Here is a 20,830-nt window from a genome sequence, read left to right as displayed (position 1 = left end):
AGCTTTCGCTAAATGTTGAAAAAACCATGCTCTCGCATGGTTTTTTTCATTAACTATTACGTTTTTTCTCTCTACATTTTTTCTCTCTGCGTTTTTTCTCTCGGCGTTTTTAGCAAAGAGGCGTCAAAACACTAAAGCTTTGACCTCATTTATCAGTACTCAATTTGATCATTATCTGAAGATTGGCTTTTGTCATCCTTTGGATTTTTATCTTTCTTAATCTCTTTATCATCTTCGGGCTCGTCGCTTTGTTCTTCTTCATAATCAAAGTCTTCAAAGCTGGAGTCTTCTAACATGGCCTCGAAGTCAGCAAAATCATCAAGCTGCTGTTCATCAATGGCTTTATCGCCACTTTTACCATCGGTTACGCGAAACGCTAAGTTTTCAAAATAAGCGTTTTTAACGAAAGCATAGTCATCTACAGATTGCTCAAGTTGAGCCTCTTGGTCCATTAATTGAGCACGAGTCTCAACTAGAGAAACCACATAGCGAGCGATAAAAAAGTTGCTAGCGATAACCGCCATAGGATAAACCGTGCCATCAACAAATTGACCGGCAAAACTTCTCGGATCGTTGGGGCCTAACACAGGCAGCATGGCAAATGGACCTGTTTCTACGCCCCATGTTCCTAAGGTTTCTCCAAACTCCTCATCTTTTCGCGCTATGCCGATGTCTGTTGCGACGTCGATAGTACCAAACAAGCCAATGGTAGAGTTTAATAAAAAACGGGCTATGCTATCTAAACCGTCGTCTACCTTCCCTTGCAATACATTGTTCATAAAGTTAGCAGGCTCTTGTAAGTTCCTTGAGGCATTCAGCAATCCAGTTCTCGCAAACTGAGGCATGACGGTTACATAGCCAACAGTCAAAGGACGCACAAAATAGGCATCAAGAACTTCCCAATTAAAGTCCCACATTAAACGGTTTATCGGCTCCAACGGGTCGCGAGGGTCTGATGAATCTATTGCAGCGCTGTTTGATGCTACTTGAGATGTCTGTTCTGACGCATTATTAGATGCACATCCGCTTAGAAGGCTACTAACAACAAAAGCGCCAGCCACCAGATATCTGGTTATATCCATTACTACAATTCCTTATTTATGATAACTGTTAACTCAGGCGTCTGCCCTTCTAATACCTGCGCTGATGCACTACCCTGCCACTCGCCTTCTGAGACAGACACATCGCCATCGATAGAGAGTCTTGCGGTAACATTGACCTGTGAGAGAGAAGTAATATTGTATTGAGGCATCATTGCATTTTTATTGGTCAAAGTAACTGATGTAGGCAGTGTGCCTATCGGCATTTTCACTACGGCAGCGGGCATTCTATTTTCAGATAAAGCATCCTGAGCAAATACAATAAGAAAACCTTCCTTTGGAGCTGCTTGCTTTGCCGCCTCAGATAGTTCGATGTTAATTAAGAAGCCGGTCTCGCTTACCTGTTCAGATGCAGCAGTAGCTTCAGAGTTTGAACTGGCATCACTCAGTTTGGCAACTTCGTTTGCACGCCCCTCTAGTTCGTCTATGCGTGATGTCAATCGCTTCGTCATGTCGCTATCGGCAGGAAGCTTATCTTTTACCTGCTCGTAATAACGCTTGGTTTGTTCCACATCACCTACTTGAGCTGATACTACCGCCATCATTAATGCTAAATTATCATTACCGGGGGTATTTGCTAGTAGGCCGCTGAGTATAGACTGCGCCCGTTGAAGATTATTCACATCTCCAGTCGTCATAAGCGCCTGTGCGAGTGTGACTTTGTGTGCGCTATTTTTAGGAGCCAGCTTGGTCGCTTTATCGATAGCTTCAATTGCCTGTACTTCTTGACCAATACTGAGCAGAAGTCTTCCCAAATACATCCACCCTGTATCGTCCTGAGGGTCTTCACGAAGCCGCTGACGAATAGCTAATGCTAAATCAGCAATATCTTGTTGAGTCAGGTTGTTGGCATTGCCAGTAGCCAACTGCTCGCTTAGTTGAGGAAGAGCAGCAATGGCATCTGTAGAGCGCTTTACTTGCGACATTTGATTAACTTGAGAGTAGACAATACCACCGCAAATAAGCGCAATAACACCACCCACTAACAATACAAGAGGGGCCGTTCCTGTTTTTTTCGATTCAAATGCGCTTTCGTCGACTAGCGCTACTTTGAGTTCATCAACTGCTTGGCGCTTATCTATTTCGCTTATTAGCCCTTCTTTAACTTCCCGCTCCAGTTCAACAAGGCGTTGCCTAATAATTTGCGTATTACTTAAGCTATCTTGCTTTGCGTGTTTTTTGTTGCGTAAAAATGGAAAGGCAACAATTAAAAGAACAAGCGTAATCAGCCCAGAAACTATTAAATAAAACTCAGCCCAACTCATTCTTTATCTTGCTCCAACATTTCATCGGCTTTCGCTAATTTTGCTGCCATATCTTGTGGCGGTTGATTTGATTTTCGCTTAACAATAAATATCATGGCTATAAACACAAAAAGTACTGGAATTGCCCACAACCATAGGGTAGCAATAGTAACGGGGGGCTGATAATGAACGAAATCACCATACCGCGCCTTCATATAATCAATGACCTCAGCTTCAGTCTTACCCTGCTTTAGAAGGCTATACACTTTGCGCCGCATATCGTGTGCAATCATGGCGTCGCTATCAGCAATATTTTGGTTTTGACACATTGGGCAACGAAGCTCTGCGGTGAGCTCAAGAAAAACAGCGCGCTGCTCTGGCGTATCGAAGGAAAAATTGTCCTGTGCTGAGTAAGCTTTTCCAGTGAGTAAAAAAACTCCCACCGCGATGATTTTTAGCGCCGTGATAAAAAAGTGCTTCATTATTTCACCGCATCCCTTGTGCTATTCAAAGAGGCATCAATGCCATTATCGGCGCTTGCACTTTTTTCAGTGCCCGTTTTAAGCCCAGCAGTAGACGCTTCAGCGACCAATTTATTGTAAAGCGGCCCCACTTTGTTGCGCCAAACGCGTTCATTTATATCGCCGATATAATGCATGCGAATTACTCCATTTGTATCGATAACAAAGTGCTCAGGCGCCCCTGTTACGCCTAAATCCAATGAGGTATCACGATAAACATCAAATATATTAAATGCATAGGGGTTACCATAGCGACTCAACATCGATGTGACTTCTTGTTGAACACGATTTAAAGTTTTAGTTCCAAAGTCGGGGTCTAAATCTTGATCGAAATACAACCCTACTATGTGAACACCCTGCTCATTTTTTAATTGAGTAAGATAAGGCATCTCCACGGCACACGTAACGCACCAAACGCCCCATACATTTAACAGCGTCACCTTACCTTTAAGACTATCGGGAGTGTAGATAACATCAGGCTGCATCAAATCCGGTAACGAAAACTCAGGCAGCATTTTGTCTTGTACTTGTGAATCAAGCTCTCTTGGATCTGAGAATAATCCTTTGAATAGAAACACAGCCAAAAGCAAAAAAAGTACGAGAGGTATTACAACTAAACGGGCATTTTTCATAAAGGTCCACCACTTTTCTCATTAGCAGGCGTATTAGTAGCAGCGTTGTGTGAAGATGCCGATGAGTGCGAAGTACCCGCACTAGACACTTTTACATTTTTCAGCGCGTTTTTAACCTTTTGCACTTTTGCGATCCTATAGCGTTTATCGCTAATAGAAAAAACACCACCTAACGCCATCACGACCGCGCCTGCCCATAGCCAGACAACAAAAGGCTTGATGTAAATTCGAATTGCCCAGGCACCATTATCAAGAGGTTCTCCCATAGCGATAAACACATCTCGTGTTATCGTAGAATGAATTGCTGCTTCCGTCATTGGCATACGCTGAACGGTATAAAGTCGTTTCTCTGGCTCTAGCCTTACCACTTTTTCGCCATCCTTATAAACGTCAAAAACCCCTGCATCGGCATTGTAGTTTGGACCATCCGCGCGCTTAACATCAGTAAAGGTGAAGTCGTAATCACCTAAACTTACTGTTTCACCCACGTCCATCCTGATATCCCGCTCTAGCTCATAATTAGAGACAAGCGTTATACCAATAATAGAAATAGCAAAGCCAACATGGCCTAACACCATGCCCCAGTGGCTGGGTGTTAATTTCTTAAGTGAGTGAAGTGTGCCACTCTCATTGGGCATAGACGACACCCTTTGAATAACCTCTTGCACTGTCATAACCAATATCCAAAATACCAGCACCATTCCGAGCACGCCCATATAGGTTGGCGTGTCATAGGCAAAATTCACAAGCACGCCAGCGCTTAACGCAATACCTGATGAAATGAGAAGCTGTTTCTTTAAATCACCTGCCTTTTGATGCTTCCATCGAGTTAATGGCCCAAGGCCAAGCATAAGTACAAAAGGTACAATCAGAAGTGTAAACATTTGGTTGAAAAACGGCGCTCCAACGGAAATGCTACCTAAACCTAACTCTTTGTGAACTAGAGGAAATAATGTCCCTAGCAGCACAACAAGGGTAGCGGCGCACAAGAAGACATTGTTCCCCATGAGCAATACTTCGCGCGAAAACGCTTGGTATCGGCCCGGACTTTTAAGTGACGCAGCTCGCATGGCATACAGTAATAAGCCAAAGCCACTGAGCACAATAAGGATCCCCAAGATAAATAGGCCTCGAGTAGGATCGCTGGCAAAAGAATGCACCGATACAATCACCCCAGAACGCACTAAGAAGGTTCCCAGTAAACTCATGCTAAAAGCTGCTATCGCGAGCAACACTGTCCATGATTTAAATGCTTTTCGCTTTTCAGTTACAGCAAGAGAATGCATTAGTGCCGTTCCTACCAGCCAAGGCATGAATGAGGCATTTTCTACCGGGTCCCAAAACCACCAGCCTCCCCAGCCAAGTTCGTAATAGGCCCACCAGCTACCAAGGGCAATACCTACGGTAAGAAATGCCCAAGCCGCGATAACCCATGGCCGAGACCACCTGGCCCAGGTTGAATCTAACTGCCCTGATATTAGCGCTGATATAGCAAATGCAAACGCCACCGAAAACCCAACGTAGCCCATGTAAAGCATTGGAGGGTGAATGATCATGCCAAAGTCTTGCAGCAGCGGATTCAAATCCCGCCCATCAACAGGGAAAAATGGCAGCATGCTGTCAAAGGGATTTGATGTCAGCAGCATAAACAAATAAAACCCAATGCCGATCATTCCCAGCACAGAAAGAACTCGTGCGACCATCGCCAAAGGGATCCCTCGGCTAAAAATGGCTACAGCTACCGTCCATAAAGAAAGCATTAGCACCCATAATAAAAATGAGCCTTCATGGCCGCCCCACACAGCGGTAATTTTGTAATATATAGGCAGCTTGCTGTTTGAATGCTGTGCAACGTAGGCCACGCTGAAGTCATCGGTAACAAATGCGTACGTTAAACACACATAGGCAATAAGTGTAAAAACGAAGAGCCCGATGGCCAAAGGTTTCGCTGTTGCCATAAGAGTTTCATGTTGACGATGAGCTCCCCATAACGGATATACAGCCAATAAAATAGACAGTACTAAGGCTAATGTCAGGGCAATGTTACCAATTTCAGGGATCATTAATACAGCCCTCCGTTTTTACCTGCCGAACTGCTAGCCTCATTGGTCGCCGAGTTATAGCCTAAGTTCTCAGTTGGCTTAACGTGTTTAATCCCTTTCATTTTTTCAGCCAATTCCGGCGGCATATATTCTTCATCGTGTTTAGCGAGGACTTCTTGGGCGTTAATCTGTCTTTTTTCAGTGAGTACACCTGTAGCAACAATTCCCTGCCCCTCACGAAACAGATCCGGCAAAATTCCTGTAAATGTCACCGTAACAGTTGGCCCTGTATCTACCAAATCGAAACTTACGGCAAGGCTTTCAGGATCGCGACTTACGCTACCTGGCACTACCATTCCGCCTATCCGTAGGCGCTGACCTACCTGTGGTTTTTGTCCGTTTTTACCCTCAATGATTTCGCTTGGTGTGTAAAACAGGTCGATACTGTCATTCAATGCGTAAAGCATCAGCCCAATTGCACTGGCAACTAAAAGGCCGATTGTAGCGACTACAGCTAAACGCTGCTTACGTCTTGGGTTCATTCAACTATCTCACTTCGATATATAGAAAATGGAAAAATATTAATCACAATCCGCGTCTCGTCGACGCTACTGACTTAGTCGATTTTATTCTGCGCGCTTTTATGCGCTCTTTGAATACGCGCTCTGCGATCTCGCTCTTTGATCACTGTTCTAAGCAGTGTTTTTTGTTTGAGGTAGCTTTGCACCGCAATCACGGCCATAGCTCCAAAGGTAATAAAAAACGATATCCAAACGTAAAACGCGTAGCCGCCCATGGCGATAAAGCTAGCAAAGGAGTCAAACTGCATTTTTAAGCCTCCTTTTCTAATCGCTGTTGAGCGAGCGCTTGTACCCAAGGACGGTGTAGTTCTCGCAGTACAATTTCATTGCGTAATCGAATTGTTGTTACTGCACCTATAAAAAGAGCAAAGCCCAATAAGTTAATAAGTAGCGGCCAAAGCATTTCCGGTGCTATGGATGGGTTATCAAATTTACTTATCGTCGCTCCCTGGTGAAGCGTATTCCACCATTCAACGGAATAATGAATAATAGGGATATTGACAACGCCCACCAACGCCATGACACCTGCGGCCTTGCCAGCCTGCTGTTTGTCCTCAAAAGCGCCATACAAAGCAATTACGCCAATATACAAAAACAATAAAATTAGTTCAGAAGTCAATCGAGCGTCCCACACCCACCAAGCGCCCCACATAGGTTTACCCCATGCAGCTCCAGTAAAAAGTGCGACAAACGTCATTACAGCGCCAATAGGGGCTATGGCTATCATAGTCATATATGCGGTACGCCACTGCCATACCATACCTACGAGCGCGGCCACCGCCATAGCTACATACGTGCCCATGGACAAAATAGCGCTTGGCACGTGGATATAAATAATACGAAAGGAATCACCCTGCTGATAGTCTTGCGGAGCGAAAGCAAGCCCCCATACAGTTCCAACAACAAGACAAATACACGCACCAGCCCAAAACCAAGGCTGTAACGTTATGCAAAGCTGATAAGCTCGCTCAGTTTTTGCGTAAGGATGTAACCACTTCCACATCAGTTTTGACTCACTTTTAAAGAATACGCTATCGCAAAAGGCGCTATTGCAGCAGAGAGCAATAGCATGGCGGCAATAATAGCAATTTGCGGGTAATAAGGTAATTGCAGTGCGGCAGATTCCACAGCAGATGTGGCAAAAATTAGTAACGGAATAAAAACGGGAATTAGCAACAGAGCCAACAATACCCCACCTTTCTGCAGTCCTACTGTTAAACCAACCGCAATGGCGCCAATAAATGACAGCAAAGGCGTGCCTAGTAACAAAGTAATAATAAGCGCCACATACATATCAAATGTTAAATTTAAAAACATCGCCAATAGAGGTGAGAGCACAAGCATAGGAACAAAGCTCACTAACCAGTGTGCACATACTTTCACTGCGCTGATGCCAGCCAAAGACATACCAGAAAGCACGTATTGCTCCATGGTGCCATCTTGAAAATCATCGCGAAACATACGCTCCATTGCCATGAGCGAAGACAAAATCGCAGCAATCCACAGTACTCCAGCACCAATCCTCTGCAACGTATCTGGCGATGGGCTAACCCCTAGTGGAAACAAAGTAACTACCATCAGCAAAAACATGATCGGCTGAACCAGCTCCGCTTTTTGCTTAAACGCTATGTGCATATCTCTGACAAAAATGCCTTGGTATAACGACATTAAAATCGATACTCCAAATCGAATACTCTGTACCTGCCCGCTTCTTCAGACAAAGCTTGGTGAGAGGTCGTTATAACAACCCCACCGTTTTCAACATGATGTTTCATAAATTGTTCAAGTAGTGCTACGCCTTTTGTATCGAGGGCAGTAAAAGGCTCATCCAGAACCCACACACTCGCTTTTTTTAACCACAATCGAGAGAGTGCAACTCGACGTTGCTGTCCTGCTGATAGATAACGCACAGGAACATCTTCAAGCCCTACCAACCCTATGCGCGCTAACGTTTCATAAAGTGCATCGTCATTCACATTAGTACTGTGTTGCGCAAGCCAGAACTTCAAATTATCTATGGCAGACAGGCTGCCGTTTGTACCGCTTTTGTGGCCTAAATACACCAAGTTTGACAAATACGCAGATGCATTTACGGCAATGTCTACAGAATTAAATCGTACAGTCCCCGAGTCAGGTGCACTCAGTCCTGTTAAAATTCGCAGCAAACTTGTCTTACCCGCGCCATTTGGCCCTCGCAAGTAAAGAAGATCTCCGGCATCTACCGACAAAGAAATACCCTCGAACAAGGTTCTATCTCTTTTGATGCAAGTTATTTCACATGCTTCTAGCACTACTAAGCCAGCCTTAGTCACAAAATAGGTCTTTAAAAAATGGCCATAGTTTATCACAGGATGACTTTTTCGCAGTCGCGAATATCAATTAAATATGATTTACTTCAAAGGTATTTCTAATAAAAAATTAAGCTCTTAGCCCACTAAATATAGGTTTCACCTGTGCATTTAGGCGGATAAAAGTGAACAGATATAACTAGGGCGTGAGGTGGATGTATAGATGGATAAATACATGGCTAAAGTCATAGCTAAAATCATCACTAAACTCATCGCAAAAGATATCTAAAAAACTAAAGGCCTGCTTTAATATCATTAAGGAAAACGACCTTTAGGCCGATAGTTCAACTATGACGCAGCAACTCTCCAACATCCTTGCCAACATTATGCAAAGCGCCTCGAAAGCTTCTGTGCAAGATGCTACACGGAGCGCTTCGCCAAACGAGGTTCAGAATAGGACCACTAGCACAGCACCAAGTGCAGTGTTGAATCCTGCGCAAAGTAAAACGCTTACGCAAGCGGCTGCTCTAGATAACGCGGCTAAAGTAATGATTGCTAAACTACCTGAAAATATTCTTGCCATTAATTCACCTCAATTAAGTGCAAACATACGCTTACCAAACGGGCTATCTTTTCAATCGTCACAGCAAATTCAGTTACTTTCTCTGGGCTCGGTTCAAACTAGTTCTGCTCAAGCTAACTCAGCGCAAACCCGATCGATACAAGCAGCCTTAACTTCAACAGGCATTGTTTCGCAAGAAATTAATATTCCATTTGATAAACAAGGCCAACTTTTCAAAGCCATTGCCGAGACTTTAAAGAACGTGGACGGCACAGCTGTATCACTGAAAGCACAGGTGTTTGCGGTAACCAACAAAGAAATCTCGCTCAATGTAAATGGTGAAAAGCCACTTAAATTCCCAACGACGCAGTTAGACACAAAGTTATTATCCTCATTTCAAAGCCTTGTCGGTAAAAACGTGACATTAGCCATGAGTCGCACGCAAAGCGGTAATATTTCTCTAAGCCTATCTTCCAATCAGCCAGGTCTTAGCGGGCAGAATGGAAAAGGCATATCACTGGGAAATGTAGATATAAAAATGCAAAGCCAATTCGTTGAGAGCGCCCTCAAACAGGGCGCTGTGGCTATATCGCAAAACGATAGGACGCCCTCGGCATTAAAGGCTTTTATGCCCACACCTTTGGATGCGGGAAACAACGCATTAAAAACGGTTAGCTTGTTATCTTTGTCTGCTAAAAACAGTTCAAACGCTACGCTTACTGTACATACGGCTAGGAACAATGTGGTAACTACATTTACCATGCCGGAAAGCGCACTTTCAACGCCCCCTCTAGCAAAAGAACAAATACGCAATATTGAGATAAAGAAGCTTCCAGTGTCGCAACTTATAGGCTCGGAATCGTTCAAGGCAAATAACAGCGGTAGCACTGCCGCTTCTCAAGATGCCTCCTTTCAATATACTTCGCCCAGCAAAATACAGTTAGACAATCTCAAAGCATCGCCAGAAGTACTCAAAGCGTCGCCAGAAGTACTCAAAAGTAGTGAGGTGCATAAGGCTATTCAAGCACTTTCCAGGGTACTCCTCAATCAAACTGGAAATACAACCACCGCATTAGCCTCGCTTATTTCCATTGTTGAGGGCAATCCGAACTCGTTATCCAATACTCAAGTTGAAGCTTCAATAGCGGACAAACAATCACCGTCTGCGGCAATATCAAGATTAATACAGCACATAAAAGGTCTTGATGTAGGTACTGCTCCCACTGCATTATCTAAACTGCATCAAGCAGAACAAAAACAAAACCTTTTACAAACCTCAACAAATTACCCGAGTAGCGAAGCCGAGAAACCTATTTCTGTGAATAAGGAAGTTGATGGTGGAAAGGCATCTTTAGGCAGCATTGCGCAATTACTGAAATCTGAGGCAAAAAATGCTTCAGTAAGTCTGATAAACAACCTTTTACAGCAACTTTCAAATACAAATAGTAAACAGCAAACAACAGGGGCTGAACGCCTAAATGGTCTAAAAGAAGAAGCAAATACTCAAGTAGGTACAGGAACAAAAGCGATAGACGATAGCGGAAAGAGCAAAGCACCGAATGTTGTATCAACACCGGAGTCAACGCTGCCGCAACGGATACAAAACTTATTAAGCAGCCCTGCACTTTTGGCAACGCCGTCGACACTAGCTTCACCGGTTGCGGTATCGAGCTTTGTGCAAGGACTTGTTGCACTGGTGCAACTTGCGTTAGCTGGCAGGGCATTGCAACGACAACCCAGCTTAAAAGCACAGCTCGATGCACCTGATTCAATCGTTTCTAAAACGTTGGCAAGTGTGGGTGGAAACTCACAGCCAAGCAAAGTAAGTCAAGATTTGCATCAATTAGACAGTCGTCAGCAAATTCTCAGCCAGCTCAAAACGTTATTGGCAAATCATCAGCAAAGTAAATTGACACAAGCCGACGCGCGTATTCAAGGCCAAGATAGTTTTTACTATGTACTCCCCTCGCTCACCCAACATAATACGCCACCAGAGCTTCTCATTCAGCGCGAGCCTAAAAAGCAGCATGAACAACAAGAGAGTAAAGGGCAGCAGTCTCTGTGGAACGTTACCATGAAGTTGGATATAGGCACTGTTGGACAAGTACTTGCCAAGTCAAAAATAGACAAAGAGACAATTACCCTCGACTTATATGCCTCAAATGAAGTTATCTTGGCAAGAGTTGCCGACACATTGCCTTACCTCACTAAACGCTTGGAGGAACTTGGATTACAAGTAGAAAAGAGTAGTTTTCAGCGCGGGCATATTCCAGATACCCTCAATAGCCGTCCTCATCAAATTTTTGAGACTAGAGTATGAGTGCTAATTGCGAGAAGACAGTATGAGTACTGACAAACAGAACAAAGCTAAGCGGGCAATTGGTCTCAAATATGAAGGCGGAGACAAGAAAAACACCCCAAAAGTGGTAGCAAAGGGCTATGGCGACTTAGCCGAAGCGATAATTGCTATGGCTGAAGAGACAGGCATACTCATACATGAAGATCCCTATCTTAGCGAAGTGCTGGCTACATTGGATGTAGGTCAAGATATACCAGAATCCTTGTACTATGTTATCGCCGAACTGCTTGCCTATTCTTACGTGTTACAGGGGAAAATTCCTCCTGGTTGGGAAAGTATAATCAAGAGAATTGATTTTGAGGTTTAAACAGTACAAACAAAAACGCCACAATGTGTTTATAACAAATCTCTAAAACAACACGTGGCGTCTTTTTCTTTAACGTGATTTCACTTCGTTAACTTTCTCAATTACCTGCTATTACCTAAACAGTACTTTCTCTTTATTAAACCAATGAATACAAAACATTATTAATCCAATAGCGATGACTGCGGTAGAGGTAAAAATGCCAAACAATGCGAAGTAGTCCATCGTTCCTTTGAACAGCTCCTTCATAGCAAGTGCAACATTAGTCAGGGGCACCCAAACCCATGCTCCTTTTAACTCAACGCCCGGCATCATGGCAATTAGCACGGGGAAGATCACGACCATGATTAAAGACCCCATGTAACTTTGCGCCTCTTTAAACGAGCGTGCATATATCGATAGTGAGAGTAGGATCGCGGCAAACACAGCAACAACCGGCACGAGCATAAGAAAGATAAGTACAAAATCGACTATGCCTATCATCGACATAACTTCAACAACAAATTCAATTGCCATGCCCTGAGATAAAACAATACCCCAAATAGCCATGGAAGATACGGTGATGAGAGCAGTAATGATACCCGCGGCGCTTACCGTAAAGAACTTGCCAAGTACCAGTTTGTACCTGTCCATTGGTGAAATAAGCAGTGTTTCCAGCGTACCTCTTTCCTTTTCCCCTGCACCCAAATCAGCAGCGGGTGCCATAGCCCCCTGTAAGCACAAGATAAAAATGAAGTAAGGTAAGAAGCCGCCAATACGCTCGCCCCAAACCTCTCTATCATCAGCTACGTTTTGCTTTTCTATCGAAATAGGTTTTAGCAAAGCTTCTTGTTGCGCTTCATTTAACCCCAGCTCGGTAAATGCCGCTAGCTGAAATTCGTCCATATAAACGTCAATGATTTCGGCTACTCGCCCATAGACTTTGTTAAGCCCTGCATCATTTAAATAAAGCCCAATTTTATGCTGTCCCGATGCCAAAATATCTGCATCAAAAGTGTCAGGTATTACTAACACAAAGTCTAAAGTTTCGTTTTTGATAAACTTGGCATAATCACTCTCGCTCTCAAAAGCACCGTCAACACTTACCAATTCAAACTTTTCAGACGCCTCAGCAAAAGATTCTACAATGTCAGGCGCATATGCTTCACCAACGATGGCATATTTTAGAATTTCATTTTCCGCTTTTTCAGCGGCGTTACTCATAAAGAAAATGCCTACGCCGAAAATAGCAGGGAACAGTAAAAGCGGTAACAGAATCATAAAGATAATGGTTTTTTTATCCCGCAATAACTCTTTAAATTCCTTCTTAAAGATTAACCACATTGCTCTTCTCCTGTGATTCTGTTGACAGTGTTTTAAGGAAACTCTTATGCATTTGCCCATCAGACAGTGCGCTGAACGCAGCAAGTGAGTCATTAAATACAGTTTCGCCCTGATTGATGACGGTGACCTTGTCACACAGAGCTTGCACCTCATCTAAGTGATGGGTGGAGAAGATCACCGGTGTTCCCTTATCTTTCAATCGTTGAATAAACTCCATAACGGTACTGGTCGCCATAATGTCCAGGCCGGTAGTGGGCTCATCAAGTACTACAAGCGAGGGCTCGTGAATAACAGCACGTGCAATGGATACTTTTTGCTTCATACCTGATGAGAAATTCTCAGCGCGTCTTTCCAAAAAGCTCTGCATATCGAGCAAATCAGCCATTTCTTCTATACGCGCGTTAATGGTACTTTTCGACAAACCATGCAACTCACCAAAATAGCTGATATTTTCACGACCTGTTAATCTGCCGTACAGACCAGTAGAGCTTGATAAAAAGCCGATTTTCTTTCGTGCAACATTTGGATTTGCCAATACGTCTTGACCGTCTATCGTCACGCTTCCGCTATCAGGGCGTAGCGCTGTAGACAGCATGCGAAGTGTGGTTGTTTTTCCTGCGCCGTTAGGCCCTAGCAGTCCGAGTACCTCACCGCTTTGACAGGCAAATGATACATCTCTTACAGACTGGAAGTAGCGTCCTTTTAAGCGTGGGTCTTTTTTCTCTTGCTCGCTAAGCTTTTTGGGGTTTTCCACCTCAAAACGTTTAGCGAGACCAGTTATTTCAATCATGGATGCGTCCCTCTCCTCGTTTATTATTATTTTCTTCAACTATGCTTATCGAAATGTCGACTCACAGATTTCTATTTTGATGTAATACGAACTCGTTTTATTACTTTTATAGCGATGGCAACTACTTATACTAAACAGTAAAACTGCCGCCTCTACAAATCTATAGTCTTTGTTTTTTATTCTTAATTACAGAATTCATTTAATTTTTAGCTCACGCAAGATAACTACCAATAATAAGTGTTAGCAAATGTGTTATCTGAAAGCCGTTTTTCGTTTACTGGCCATATCGAGTAGGGTGAGGCTTGCGCCTCATCCCTCTCACAGAACCGTACGTACGGGCCTCGTATACGGCTCCTGCATACTTCATATCACTTGCTAAGTCGCCCTTGCCATTCGGATTATCTTCCCCTCAGTCAGGGTGATTCAGGTTTCTTTCAACCTGACGGGTTTGCCAGCTTCGCTGGGCAAACAAAAAACCCGCTTAAAGGCGGGTTTTTAAATGAATCTCATTGATAATAGTCAGTTTGGATAAAGTTCGTACTTACGACTCTTCGTTTACGTCTTCACTATTATCTACTGCAACCTTACTAGGCAAAAGCAATTCTCTTAACTTTGCTTCAATTTCATTTGAAACTTCAGGGTTGTTCTTCAAAAATTGCATGCTGTTTGCTTTACCCTGACCAATGCGATCAGAGTTGTAGCTATACCAAGCACCTGCTTTATCAATGAGCTTGTGCTTAACACCTAAATCAATCAATTCGCCATGCTTAGAAATACCTTCACCGTACTTGATGATAAACTCGGCTTGCTTGAAAGGAGGAGCAATCTTATTTTTAACAACTTTTACGCGAGTCTCGTTACCAACAACTTCATCGCCCTCTTTAACAGAACCAATTCTTCTGATATCCAAACGTACCGACGCATAGAACTTAAGTGCATTACCACCTGTCGTTGTTTCAGGGCTTCCGAACATAACACCAATCTTCATACGAATTTGGTTGATGAAAATCATCATTGTATTCGAGCGCTTCAAGTTACCTGTAATTTTACGCATGCTTTGCGACATCATTCTCGCCGCAAGACCAACGTGTGAATCACCGATATCGCCTTCAATCTCTGCCCGTGGTGTTAACGCTGCTACAGAGTCGACAACAATAACGTCTACAGCACCAGAGCGTGTCAGCATGTCACAAATCTCCAGCGCTTGTTCACCGGTGTCTGGCTGAGAAACCAGTAGCTCATCAATATTAACACCAAGCTTTTCTGCGTAAATTGGGTCAAGTGCGTGTTCTGCATCAACGAATGCACAAGTTTTGCCCTGACGCTGAGCTTCAGCAATAACTTCAAGTGTAAGCGTTGTTTTACCCGATGACTCAGGACCGTAAATCTCAACAATACGGCCTAGGGGCAATCCACCAGCACCAAGCGCAACGTCTAGCCCAAGCGAGCCCGTAGAAATGGTTTCTACATCCATTGTCTTGTTCTCGCCCAACTTCATAATTGAGCCTTTACCAAATTGCTTTTCAATTTGGGATAACGCTGCATCTAATGCTTTGCTTCTATTCTGATCTGTCATCTTAACTATGCCTATGCTTGATCTTTGGTGCGTCACATCTTTAATTATATGGACACGGGTGGGAGTGAGACCGCTGTTACTTGTTCTTACTCGCCTGTAATTTGTTATGCTGTTTAGCGATTACTTTACGCGCTTTATTTATTCCCAATAGGTTGCTACTTGCTTTTATGAACGCACTTTTAAATACGAATTTTTAAACAAGAACTTCTATAATCATACCCTAACAACTTCCACACACATTCTATACTGTACAAGCATACAGTTTCAACCAGTGTTTTAATTATTTTGTCTTGCAAAACGGTACAACACAAAAAGACATTTAACCGCTGTCTAGCTGATACTAAAACTTTTACAAACAAGCTTAATATTCATGTTTGCGGCTGCTCAACAGTTACACTTCGCTAAGCATTTTCAATGCATAATTGAGAGCAAACTCCACCGCTTGACCGCGAACATCATCTCTATTGCCACTGAATACTTGTTTTACTTGCTGTGCATGCGTACCGCATATAAAACCGAACCACACAGTGCCAACAGGCTTACTTTCACTACCGCCACCGGGCCCGGCGATGCCGCTAACCGTTATCACTAGTTCTGCACCGCTTCGCTTTTGAACACCCGCCGCCATTTCAGTTACAGTCTGTTGGGAGACAGCGCCATATTTTTCCAACGTTTCGCTTTTTACCGATAACTCACAGTTTTTAGCCGCGTTCGAATAAGTAACCCAAGACTGATTAAACCAGTCTGAACTGCCTGCAACACTAGTAAAAGCAAACGCAATTCCTCCACCTGTACACGACTCTGCAGTCGATGCCGTCCACTTTTTATCACGCAATACATCGCCAATAGCCATCACTTGAGTAGTTAACGCGCTATCAATCGTTAAAGATATGGTTTTTGTTTCGGAATCGGTTGAAAATGGCGTAGTCATGTCAATTTATCATCAGCGTGTTTGGTAGCGGAGAGTTTATCATTTATTTGTTACCATACGCATTAACACCGTAAACAAATCTATTGAGGTCGTTTTTTGGAATCACATACTCCTATGATGCGCCAATACCTTACGATTAAGGCGCAGCATCCGAATATTCTCTTGTTTTATCGCATGGGCGATTTTTATGAATTGTTTTTTGATGATGCCAAAAAAGCCGCAGAACTCCTCGACATTTCGTTAACTGCCAGAGGTAAATCTGGCGGCGACCCCATCCCAATGGCTGGGGTACCCTATCATGCGGTAGAAAGTTACCTTTCTCGCTTGGTTAAAATGGGGGAGTCGGTAGCGATATGTGAGCAGGTTGGCGATCCGGCTACCAGCAAAGGGCCAGTAGAGCGACAGGTCCAGCGTATTGTCACACCAGGTACGGTTACCGACGAAGCGCTTTTAGAAGAGCGGCGAGATAATATATTAGCCGCAGTGTGTGGCCACTCTATGCATTATGGCTTAGCCACGCTGGACGTTACTAGTGGGCGCTTTGTAGTATTTGAATGCGATAACGATGAAAATTTATTAGCGGAAATACAGCGGGTTAATCCAGCCGAACTGCTCTATCCAGAAGGCTTCGAGCAACTCTCACTCATTGAGAGCCGAAAAGGATTAAGAAGACGTCCTGAATGGGAATTTGATATTGATACCGCAGATGAGCAGCTTAATCTACAGTTTGGAACTAAAACCCTCGATGGTTTCGGACTTAAAGGTATCACCAAAGGCTTAGGCGCAGCGGGTTGCGTATTACAATATGTAAAAGACACCCAGCGAACCGCCCTACCTCATATTAGACAAATACAAACAGAACAGCAGGACAGCCGCGTTCAGCTAGATGCGGCTACCAGACGCAATCTAGAGCTCACCCATAACTTATCTGGCGGTCAAGAAAACACGCTTTTTAGTGTAATGGACACTACCACAACGGCCATGGGTAGTCGCCTGTTACAACGGGTTATCCACTCGCCGCTTACCGACCAACATGAGCTACAGAGTCGATTAGACGCCGTTGACGCCTTTATTGATGATAGCCCTGACGATATTCGCAGCGCCCTAAAACACATTGGTGATATCGAACGCATCATGGCACGCTTAGCTCTTCGCTCTGCACGGCCTAGAGATTTTGCCAGATTAAAAAACGCGTTTAACGCTTTACCTGATTTACACGACGCATTATCGCGCTATGAAACGGGGCAAATAAGGCAAATCAGCCAAACTGTCGGCACTTATCCCGAGCTGCAGACACTACTCAATCACGCCATTATTGATAACCCGCCGGTAATTATACGAGAAGGCGGCGTCATAGCACCTGGCTACAACGAAGAATTAGACGAATTGCGAGCCCTCTCTCAGGGTGCTACTGACTATCTTGAGGCAATGGAACGCCGAGAAAGAGAGCGTACTGGTATTTCTACCCTTAAAGTAGGATACAACCGAGTACATGGCTTTTTTATAGAAATTAGCCGCGCCAACAGCGCAAATGCACCATCGGAGTATATCCGTCGTCAAACGCTTAAAAATACCGAACGCTTTATTACCCCAGAACTAAAAGAGCACGAAGACAAGGTGCTTAGCAGTCAAGGCGCGGCGCTTGCACTTGAGAAAAAGCTGTACGAAGCACTATTTGATGAGTTTACGCCGCACTTAAATAACCTAATAGACAGTGCCGCGGCACTGGCAAAACTCGATGTTTTGTGTTGTTTCGCCGAACGGGCAATTGCTTTAGATTGGCACAGGCCAAGGCTCAGTAACGAGTGTGCACTTACTTATGAGGAAGGGCGCCATCCTGTTGTAGAAAATGTAATGAAAACACCATTCATCGCCAATCCACTGCAACTAGATACCGCTCGGCGAATGCTGATAATTACGGGCCCGAACATGGGTGGTAAATCTACTTACATGCGTCAAACAGCGCTTATTGCTCTGCTAGCGTGCATAGGTAGTTTCGTTCCAGCTCAGCAAGCGCATATAGGGAAATTAGATCGTATCTTCACCCGTATTGGTGCATCTGATGATCTTGCGTCAGGGCGCTCAACCTTCATGGTCGAGATGACAGAAACGGCCAATATTTTAAACAACGCTACAGAAAACTCTTTGGTGTTAATGGACGAAATTGGTCGCGGTACGAGTACTTACGATGGATTATCACTGGCGTGGGCATGTGCAAGTTACCTTGCTAAACAGCTTAATGCCTATACCCTTTTTGCTACCCATTACTTTGAACTAACCGAGCTGCCAGACACACAGCAAGGTGTGGTCAACGTGCATTTGGATGCTGTTGAGTTTGAAGATACTATCCGCTTTATGCACACGGTGTCAGAAGGAGCAGCAAGTAAGAGTTTCGGGCTACAGGTAGCCCAGTTAGCTGGTGTACCAAGAGCGGTTATTCAAGCGGCTCAACTTAAGCTAGCGGCATTAGAGTCTTCTCATATTATGACTCAAGGGGAAGAGAGTGCGCCCGATAAGGCAGCAAGTATATCGAAAGCTACATCAAAGGCTGCATCACAGGCTACATCAAACGCAAAGCCAAAAGGCCAAGCAGAATTGCTGTTTCCAGATAAACCCAACCCTGCTGTCGATGCTCTAGCGAACATATCTCCCGATGAACTCTCTCCGCGGCAAGCTCTCGACCTTATATACACCTTAAAGCGCTTAAGTCAGTCTTAGCCGCAAGGCCAAGTTTAGGTCACAACTGGCCTAAACTTGGTGTAAATCTGGCGTAAATTTGCACATCATGTGGGCAAATAGATTGTCTGTTTACATGGTTTTGCGTATACTATCGCCCCGTCCAAAGTGTAGATGGTTTCTTTCTGAAATCGGCCTATATTTACCATACAACCCTAACGTTCTAGGTTTCGCATGACACATTATATTTTCGTCACTGGTGGTGTAGTTTCATCGCTTGGAAAAGGTATTGCAGCAGCATCTCTGGCCGCAATTCTTGAAGCTCGCGGTCTCACCGTTACCATGTTAAAACTCGACCCTTACATCAACGTCGACCCGGGCACAATGAGCCCTATACAGCATGGTGAAGTATTTGTTACCGATGACGGTGCAGAGACAGACCTTGATCTTGGTCACTACGAGCGTTTTATTCGCACCCGTATGACTAAGCGTAATAACTTCACTACAGGTCGTGTTTACGAAGAAGTACTAAAACGTGAGCGTCGCGGCGATTACTTGGGGGCGACCATTCAGGTTATTCCGCACATTACTAACGAAATTAAGCGTCGCGTTATTGAAGGTGCTGAAGGTCATGACGTTGCCATCGTAGAAGTGGGCGGTACCGTAGGTGACATTGAGTCACAACCTTTCTTAGAAGCCATTCGTCAACTAGGTACTGAGGTGGGTCGCGAGCGTGCTATGTACATGCACTTAACACTTGTGCCTTATATGCCTGCGTCAGGTGAAGTGAAAACAAAACCCACTCAGCACTCGGTTAAAGAATTGCGCTCAATTGGTATTCAACCAGATATTCTTGTGTGTCGCTCTGTAGGTGCACTACCTACCAGCGAACGCTCTAAAATTGCGCTTTTCACCAACGTAGCAGACAAAGCGGTTATCTCGTTAAAAGATGTGGATAGTATTTATCGCATTCCAGCTGCGCTTAAAGCACAAGGCATGGACCAGCTTGTTGTCGATCGCTTCGGATTTGATTGCCCAGAAGCTGATTTAGTTGAATGGGAACAAGTACTTTACGCAGAGTCCAACCCAACTGCCGAAGTGAATATAGGCATGATTGGTAAATATGTTGAATTACCCGATGCTTATAAGTCGGTAAACGAAGCATTAAAGCATGCAGGCCTTAAAAATAGACTGACAGTCAACATTCACCATATCGACTCTCAAGATGTGGAGAGTAAAGGAACGCAAATACTTGAAAAGCTAGACGCTATCCTAGTGCCCGGCGGTTTTGGTGAACGCGGCATCGAAGGTAAAATTGCAGCAGCTCGCTACGCCCGAGAAAATAAAGTTCCATATTTAGGTATTTGCCTTGGGATGCAGGTTGCACTTATTGAGTTTGCTCGAAACGTTGCAGGCATGGCCAATGCCAACAGTACTGAATTCGACCCTGAAACTGCATATCCTGTAGTAGGTTTAATCACGGAGTGGTTAGACGCTGCTGGAACTACCGAAACACGCACTGAAACATCAGATCTTGGCGGTACAATGCGATTGGGCAGCCAGCTGTGCCATTTAATTGAAGGCACTAAAGTGCATGAGATCTATGGGAACGTTGAAATTTACGAGCGCCACCGTCACCGCTACGAAGTGAACAACAACTTACGCGATGAAATCGAAGCTGCAGGCCTTAAGGTAAGTGGTTTGTCCACTGACAAACGACTTGTAGAAGTTATAGAAATACCTGACCATCCTTGGTTTATCGCTGGTCAGTTCCATCCTGAATTTACTTCAACACCTCGCGATGGTCACCCATTGTTTAAGGGGTTTGTTGAAGCCGCGGGTAAATATCAAAAAGAAAATCACTAGTTTCTAATAAAGGGAACGCTTTCCCGTTGCGTTCC

At 44.2% G+C, this 20,830-nt stretch carries 18 protein-coding genes; 4 read left to right on the top strand and 14 right to left on the bottom strand.

The window, feature by feature from the left end:
- Positions 1-152: 152 nt before the first annotated feature.
- The 10 genes from BM528_RS04290 to ccmA all read right to left on the bottom strand — a co-directional run bounded on the left by BM528_RS04290 (position 153) and on the right by ccmA (position 8,411).
- Positions 153-1,082 carry an MlaA family lipoprotein gene (locus BM528_RS04290; RefSeq protein WP_071978816.1) on the bottom strand — a complete coding sequence of 310 codons (930 nt, stop codon included), beginning with the start codon at positions 1,080-1,082 and terminating at the stop codon, positions 153-155.
- 2 nt (positions 1,083-1,084) lie between these two features.
- Positions 1,085-2,365: a c-type cytochrome biogenesis protein CcmI gene (gene ccmI / locus BM528_RS04285; protein WP_071978815.1), complete on the bottom strand. Its 1,281-nt coding sequence runs from the start codon at positions 2,363-2,365 to the stop codon at positions 1,085-1,087.
- Entirely contained in the window at positions 2,362-2,826 is a 465-nt protein-coding gene (locus BM528_RS04280) for a cytochrome c-type biogenesis protein (protein ID WP_083595200.1), read from the bottom strand. Before BM528_RS04280 ends, ccmI begins: the two co-directional genes overlap by 4 nt.
- Positions 2,826-3,497, bottom strand: coding sequence for a redoxin family protein (locus tag BM528_RS04275; RefSeq protein WP_071978814.1), 672 nt, complete (start codon positions 3,495-3,497; stop codon positions 2,826-2,828). Before BM528_RS04275 ends, BM528_RS04280 begins: the two co-directional genes overlap by 1 nt.
- The gene (locus BM528_RS04270; protein WP_071978813.1) at positions 3,494-5,560 is read right to left on the bottom strand and encodes a heme lyase CcmF/NrfE family subunit; all 2,067 of its coding nucleotides are present in this window, start codon (positions 5,558-5,560) and stop codon (positions 3,494-3,496) included. The genes BM528_RS04275 and BM528_RS04270 overlap by 4 nt, the downstream gene beginning before the upstream one ends.
- On the bottom strand, positions 5,560-6,081 hold the full coding sequence (gene ccmE / locus BM528_RS04265; protein ID WP_071978812.1) for a cytochrome c maturation protein CcmE: 522 nt from the start codon (positions 6,079-6,081) through the stop codon (positions 5,560-5,562). The genes BM528_RS04270 and ccmE overlap by 1 nt, the downstream gene beginning before the upstream one ends.
- A 74-nt stretch (positions 6,082-6,155) precedes the next feature.
- Positions 6,156-6,368, bottom strand: a complete 213-nt coding sequence (ccmD, locus tag BM528_RS04260; RefSeq protein ID WP_071978811.1) for a heme exporter protein CcmD — start codon at positions 6,366-6,368, stop codon at positions 6,156-6,158.
- A 2-nt stretch (positions 6,369-6,370) separates the two neighbouring features.
- Positions 6,371-7,123 carry a heme ABC transporter permease gene (locus BM528_RS04255; protein ID WP_071978810.1) on the bottom strand — a complete coding sequence of 251 codons (753 nt, stop codon included), beginning with the start codon at positions 7,121-7,123 and terminating at the stop codon, positions 6,371-6,373.
- Positions 7,123-7,788, bottom strand: coding sequence for a heme exporter protein CcmB (gene ccmB / locus BM528_RS04250; protein WP_071978809.1), 666 nt, complete (start codon positions 7,786-7,788; stop codon positions 7,123-7,125). Before ccmB ends, BM528_RS04255 begins: the two co-directional genes overlap by 1 nt.
- Entirely contained in the window at positions 7,788-8,411 is a 624-nt protein-coding gene (gene ccmA / locus BM528_RS04245; RefSeq protein ID WP_071981152.1) for a cytochrome c biogenesis heme-transporting ATPase CcmA, read from the bottom strand. The genes ccmB and ccmA overlap by 1 nt, the downstream gene beginning before the upstream one ends.
- A gap of 347 nt (positions 8,412-8,758) precedes the next feature.
- Here ccmA and BM528_RS04240 point away from each other — a divergent pair, with 347 nt between their 5' ends.
- Both BM528_RS04240 and BM528_RS04235 read left to right on the top strand, forming a co-directional pair.
- Positions 8,759-11,290 carry a flagellar hook-length control protein FliK gene (locus BM528_RS04240; RefSeq protein WP_083595199.1) on the top strand — a complete coding sequence of 844 codons (2,532 nt, stop codon included), beginning with the start codon at positions 8,759-8,761 and terminating at the stop codon, positions 11,288-11,290.
- 22 nt (positions 11,291-11,312) lie between these two features.
- Positions 11,313-11,636 (top strand): EscU/YscU/HrcU family type III secretion system export apparatus switch protein, encoded by a 324-nt coding sequence (locus BM528_RS04235; protein WP_071978808.1) that lies wholly within the window; start codon positions 11,313-11,315, stop codon positions 11,634-11,636.
- A gap of 111 nt (positions 11,637-11,747) precedes the next feature.
- Here the strand turns inward: BM528_RS04235 and BM528_RS04230 are convergent, their stop codons facing one another.
- From BM528_RS04230 to BM528_RS04215, 4 genes are all read right to left on the bottom strand, one after another.
- A complete protein-coding gene (locus BM528_RS04230) occupies positions 11,748-12,956 on the bottom strand; it encodes an ABC transporter permease subunit (RefSeq protein WP_071978807.1) in 1,209 nt (402 codons plus the stop codon).
- Positions 12,940-13,746, bottom strand: coding sequence for an ATP-binding cassette domain-containing protein (locus BM528_RS04225; RefSeq protein WP_071978806.1), 807 nt, complete (start codon positions 13,744-13,746; stop codon positions 12,940-12,942). Before BM528_RS04225 ends, BM528_RS04230 begins: the two co-directional genes overlap by 17 nt.
- A gap of 541 nt (positions 13,747-14,287) precedes the next feature.
- Positions 14,288-15,322: a recombinase RecA gene (gene recA, locus BM528_RS04220; RefSeq protein ID WP_071978805.1), complete on the bottom strand. Its 1,035-nt coding sequence runs from the start codon at positions 15,320-15,322 to the stop codon at positions 14,288-14,290.
- Between the two features lie 391 nt (positions 15,323-15,713).
- The gene (locus BM528_RS04215) at positions 15,714-16,253 is read right to left on the bottom strand and encodes a CinA family protein (RefSeq protein ID WP_083595198.1); all 540 of its coding nucleotides are present in this window, start codon (positions 16,251-16,253) and stop codon (positions 15,714-15,716) included.
- Positions 16,254-16,367: 114 nt separating this feature from the next.
- Between BM528_RS04215 and mutS the strand changes: the two genes are divergently transcribed.
- Together mutS and BM528_RS04205 are read left to right on the top strand one after the other, a co-directional pair.
- Positions 16,368-18,971: a DNA mismatch repair protein MutS gene (gene mutS / locus BM528_RS04210; RefSeq protein WP_071978804.1), complete on the top strand. Its 2,604-nt coding sequence runs from the start codon at positions 16,368-16,370 to the stop codon at positions 18,969-18,971.
- A 192-nt stretch (positions 18,972-19,163) separates the two neighbouring features.
- On the top strand, positions 19,164-20,795 hold the full coding sequence (locus BM528_RS04205) for a CTP synthase (RefSeq protein WP_071978803.1): 1,632 nt from the start codon (positions 19,164-19,166) through the stop codon (positions 20,793-20,795).
- The last annotated feature ends 35 nt before the right edge of the window (positions 20,796-20,830 follow it).

Origin of the sequence: Alteromonas sp. RW2A1, from assembly GCF_001886475.1 — a bacterium.
In the GTDB taxonomy this organism is placed as follows: Bacteria; Pseudomonadota; Gammaproteobacteria; order Enterobacterales; family Alteromonadaceae; genus Alteromonas; species Alteromonas hispanica.
Note: the sequence above shows the minus strand (reverse complement) of the source record. Positions and strands in the feature narration are given on the sequence as shown.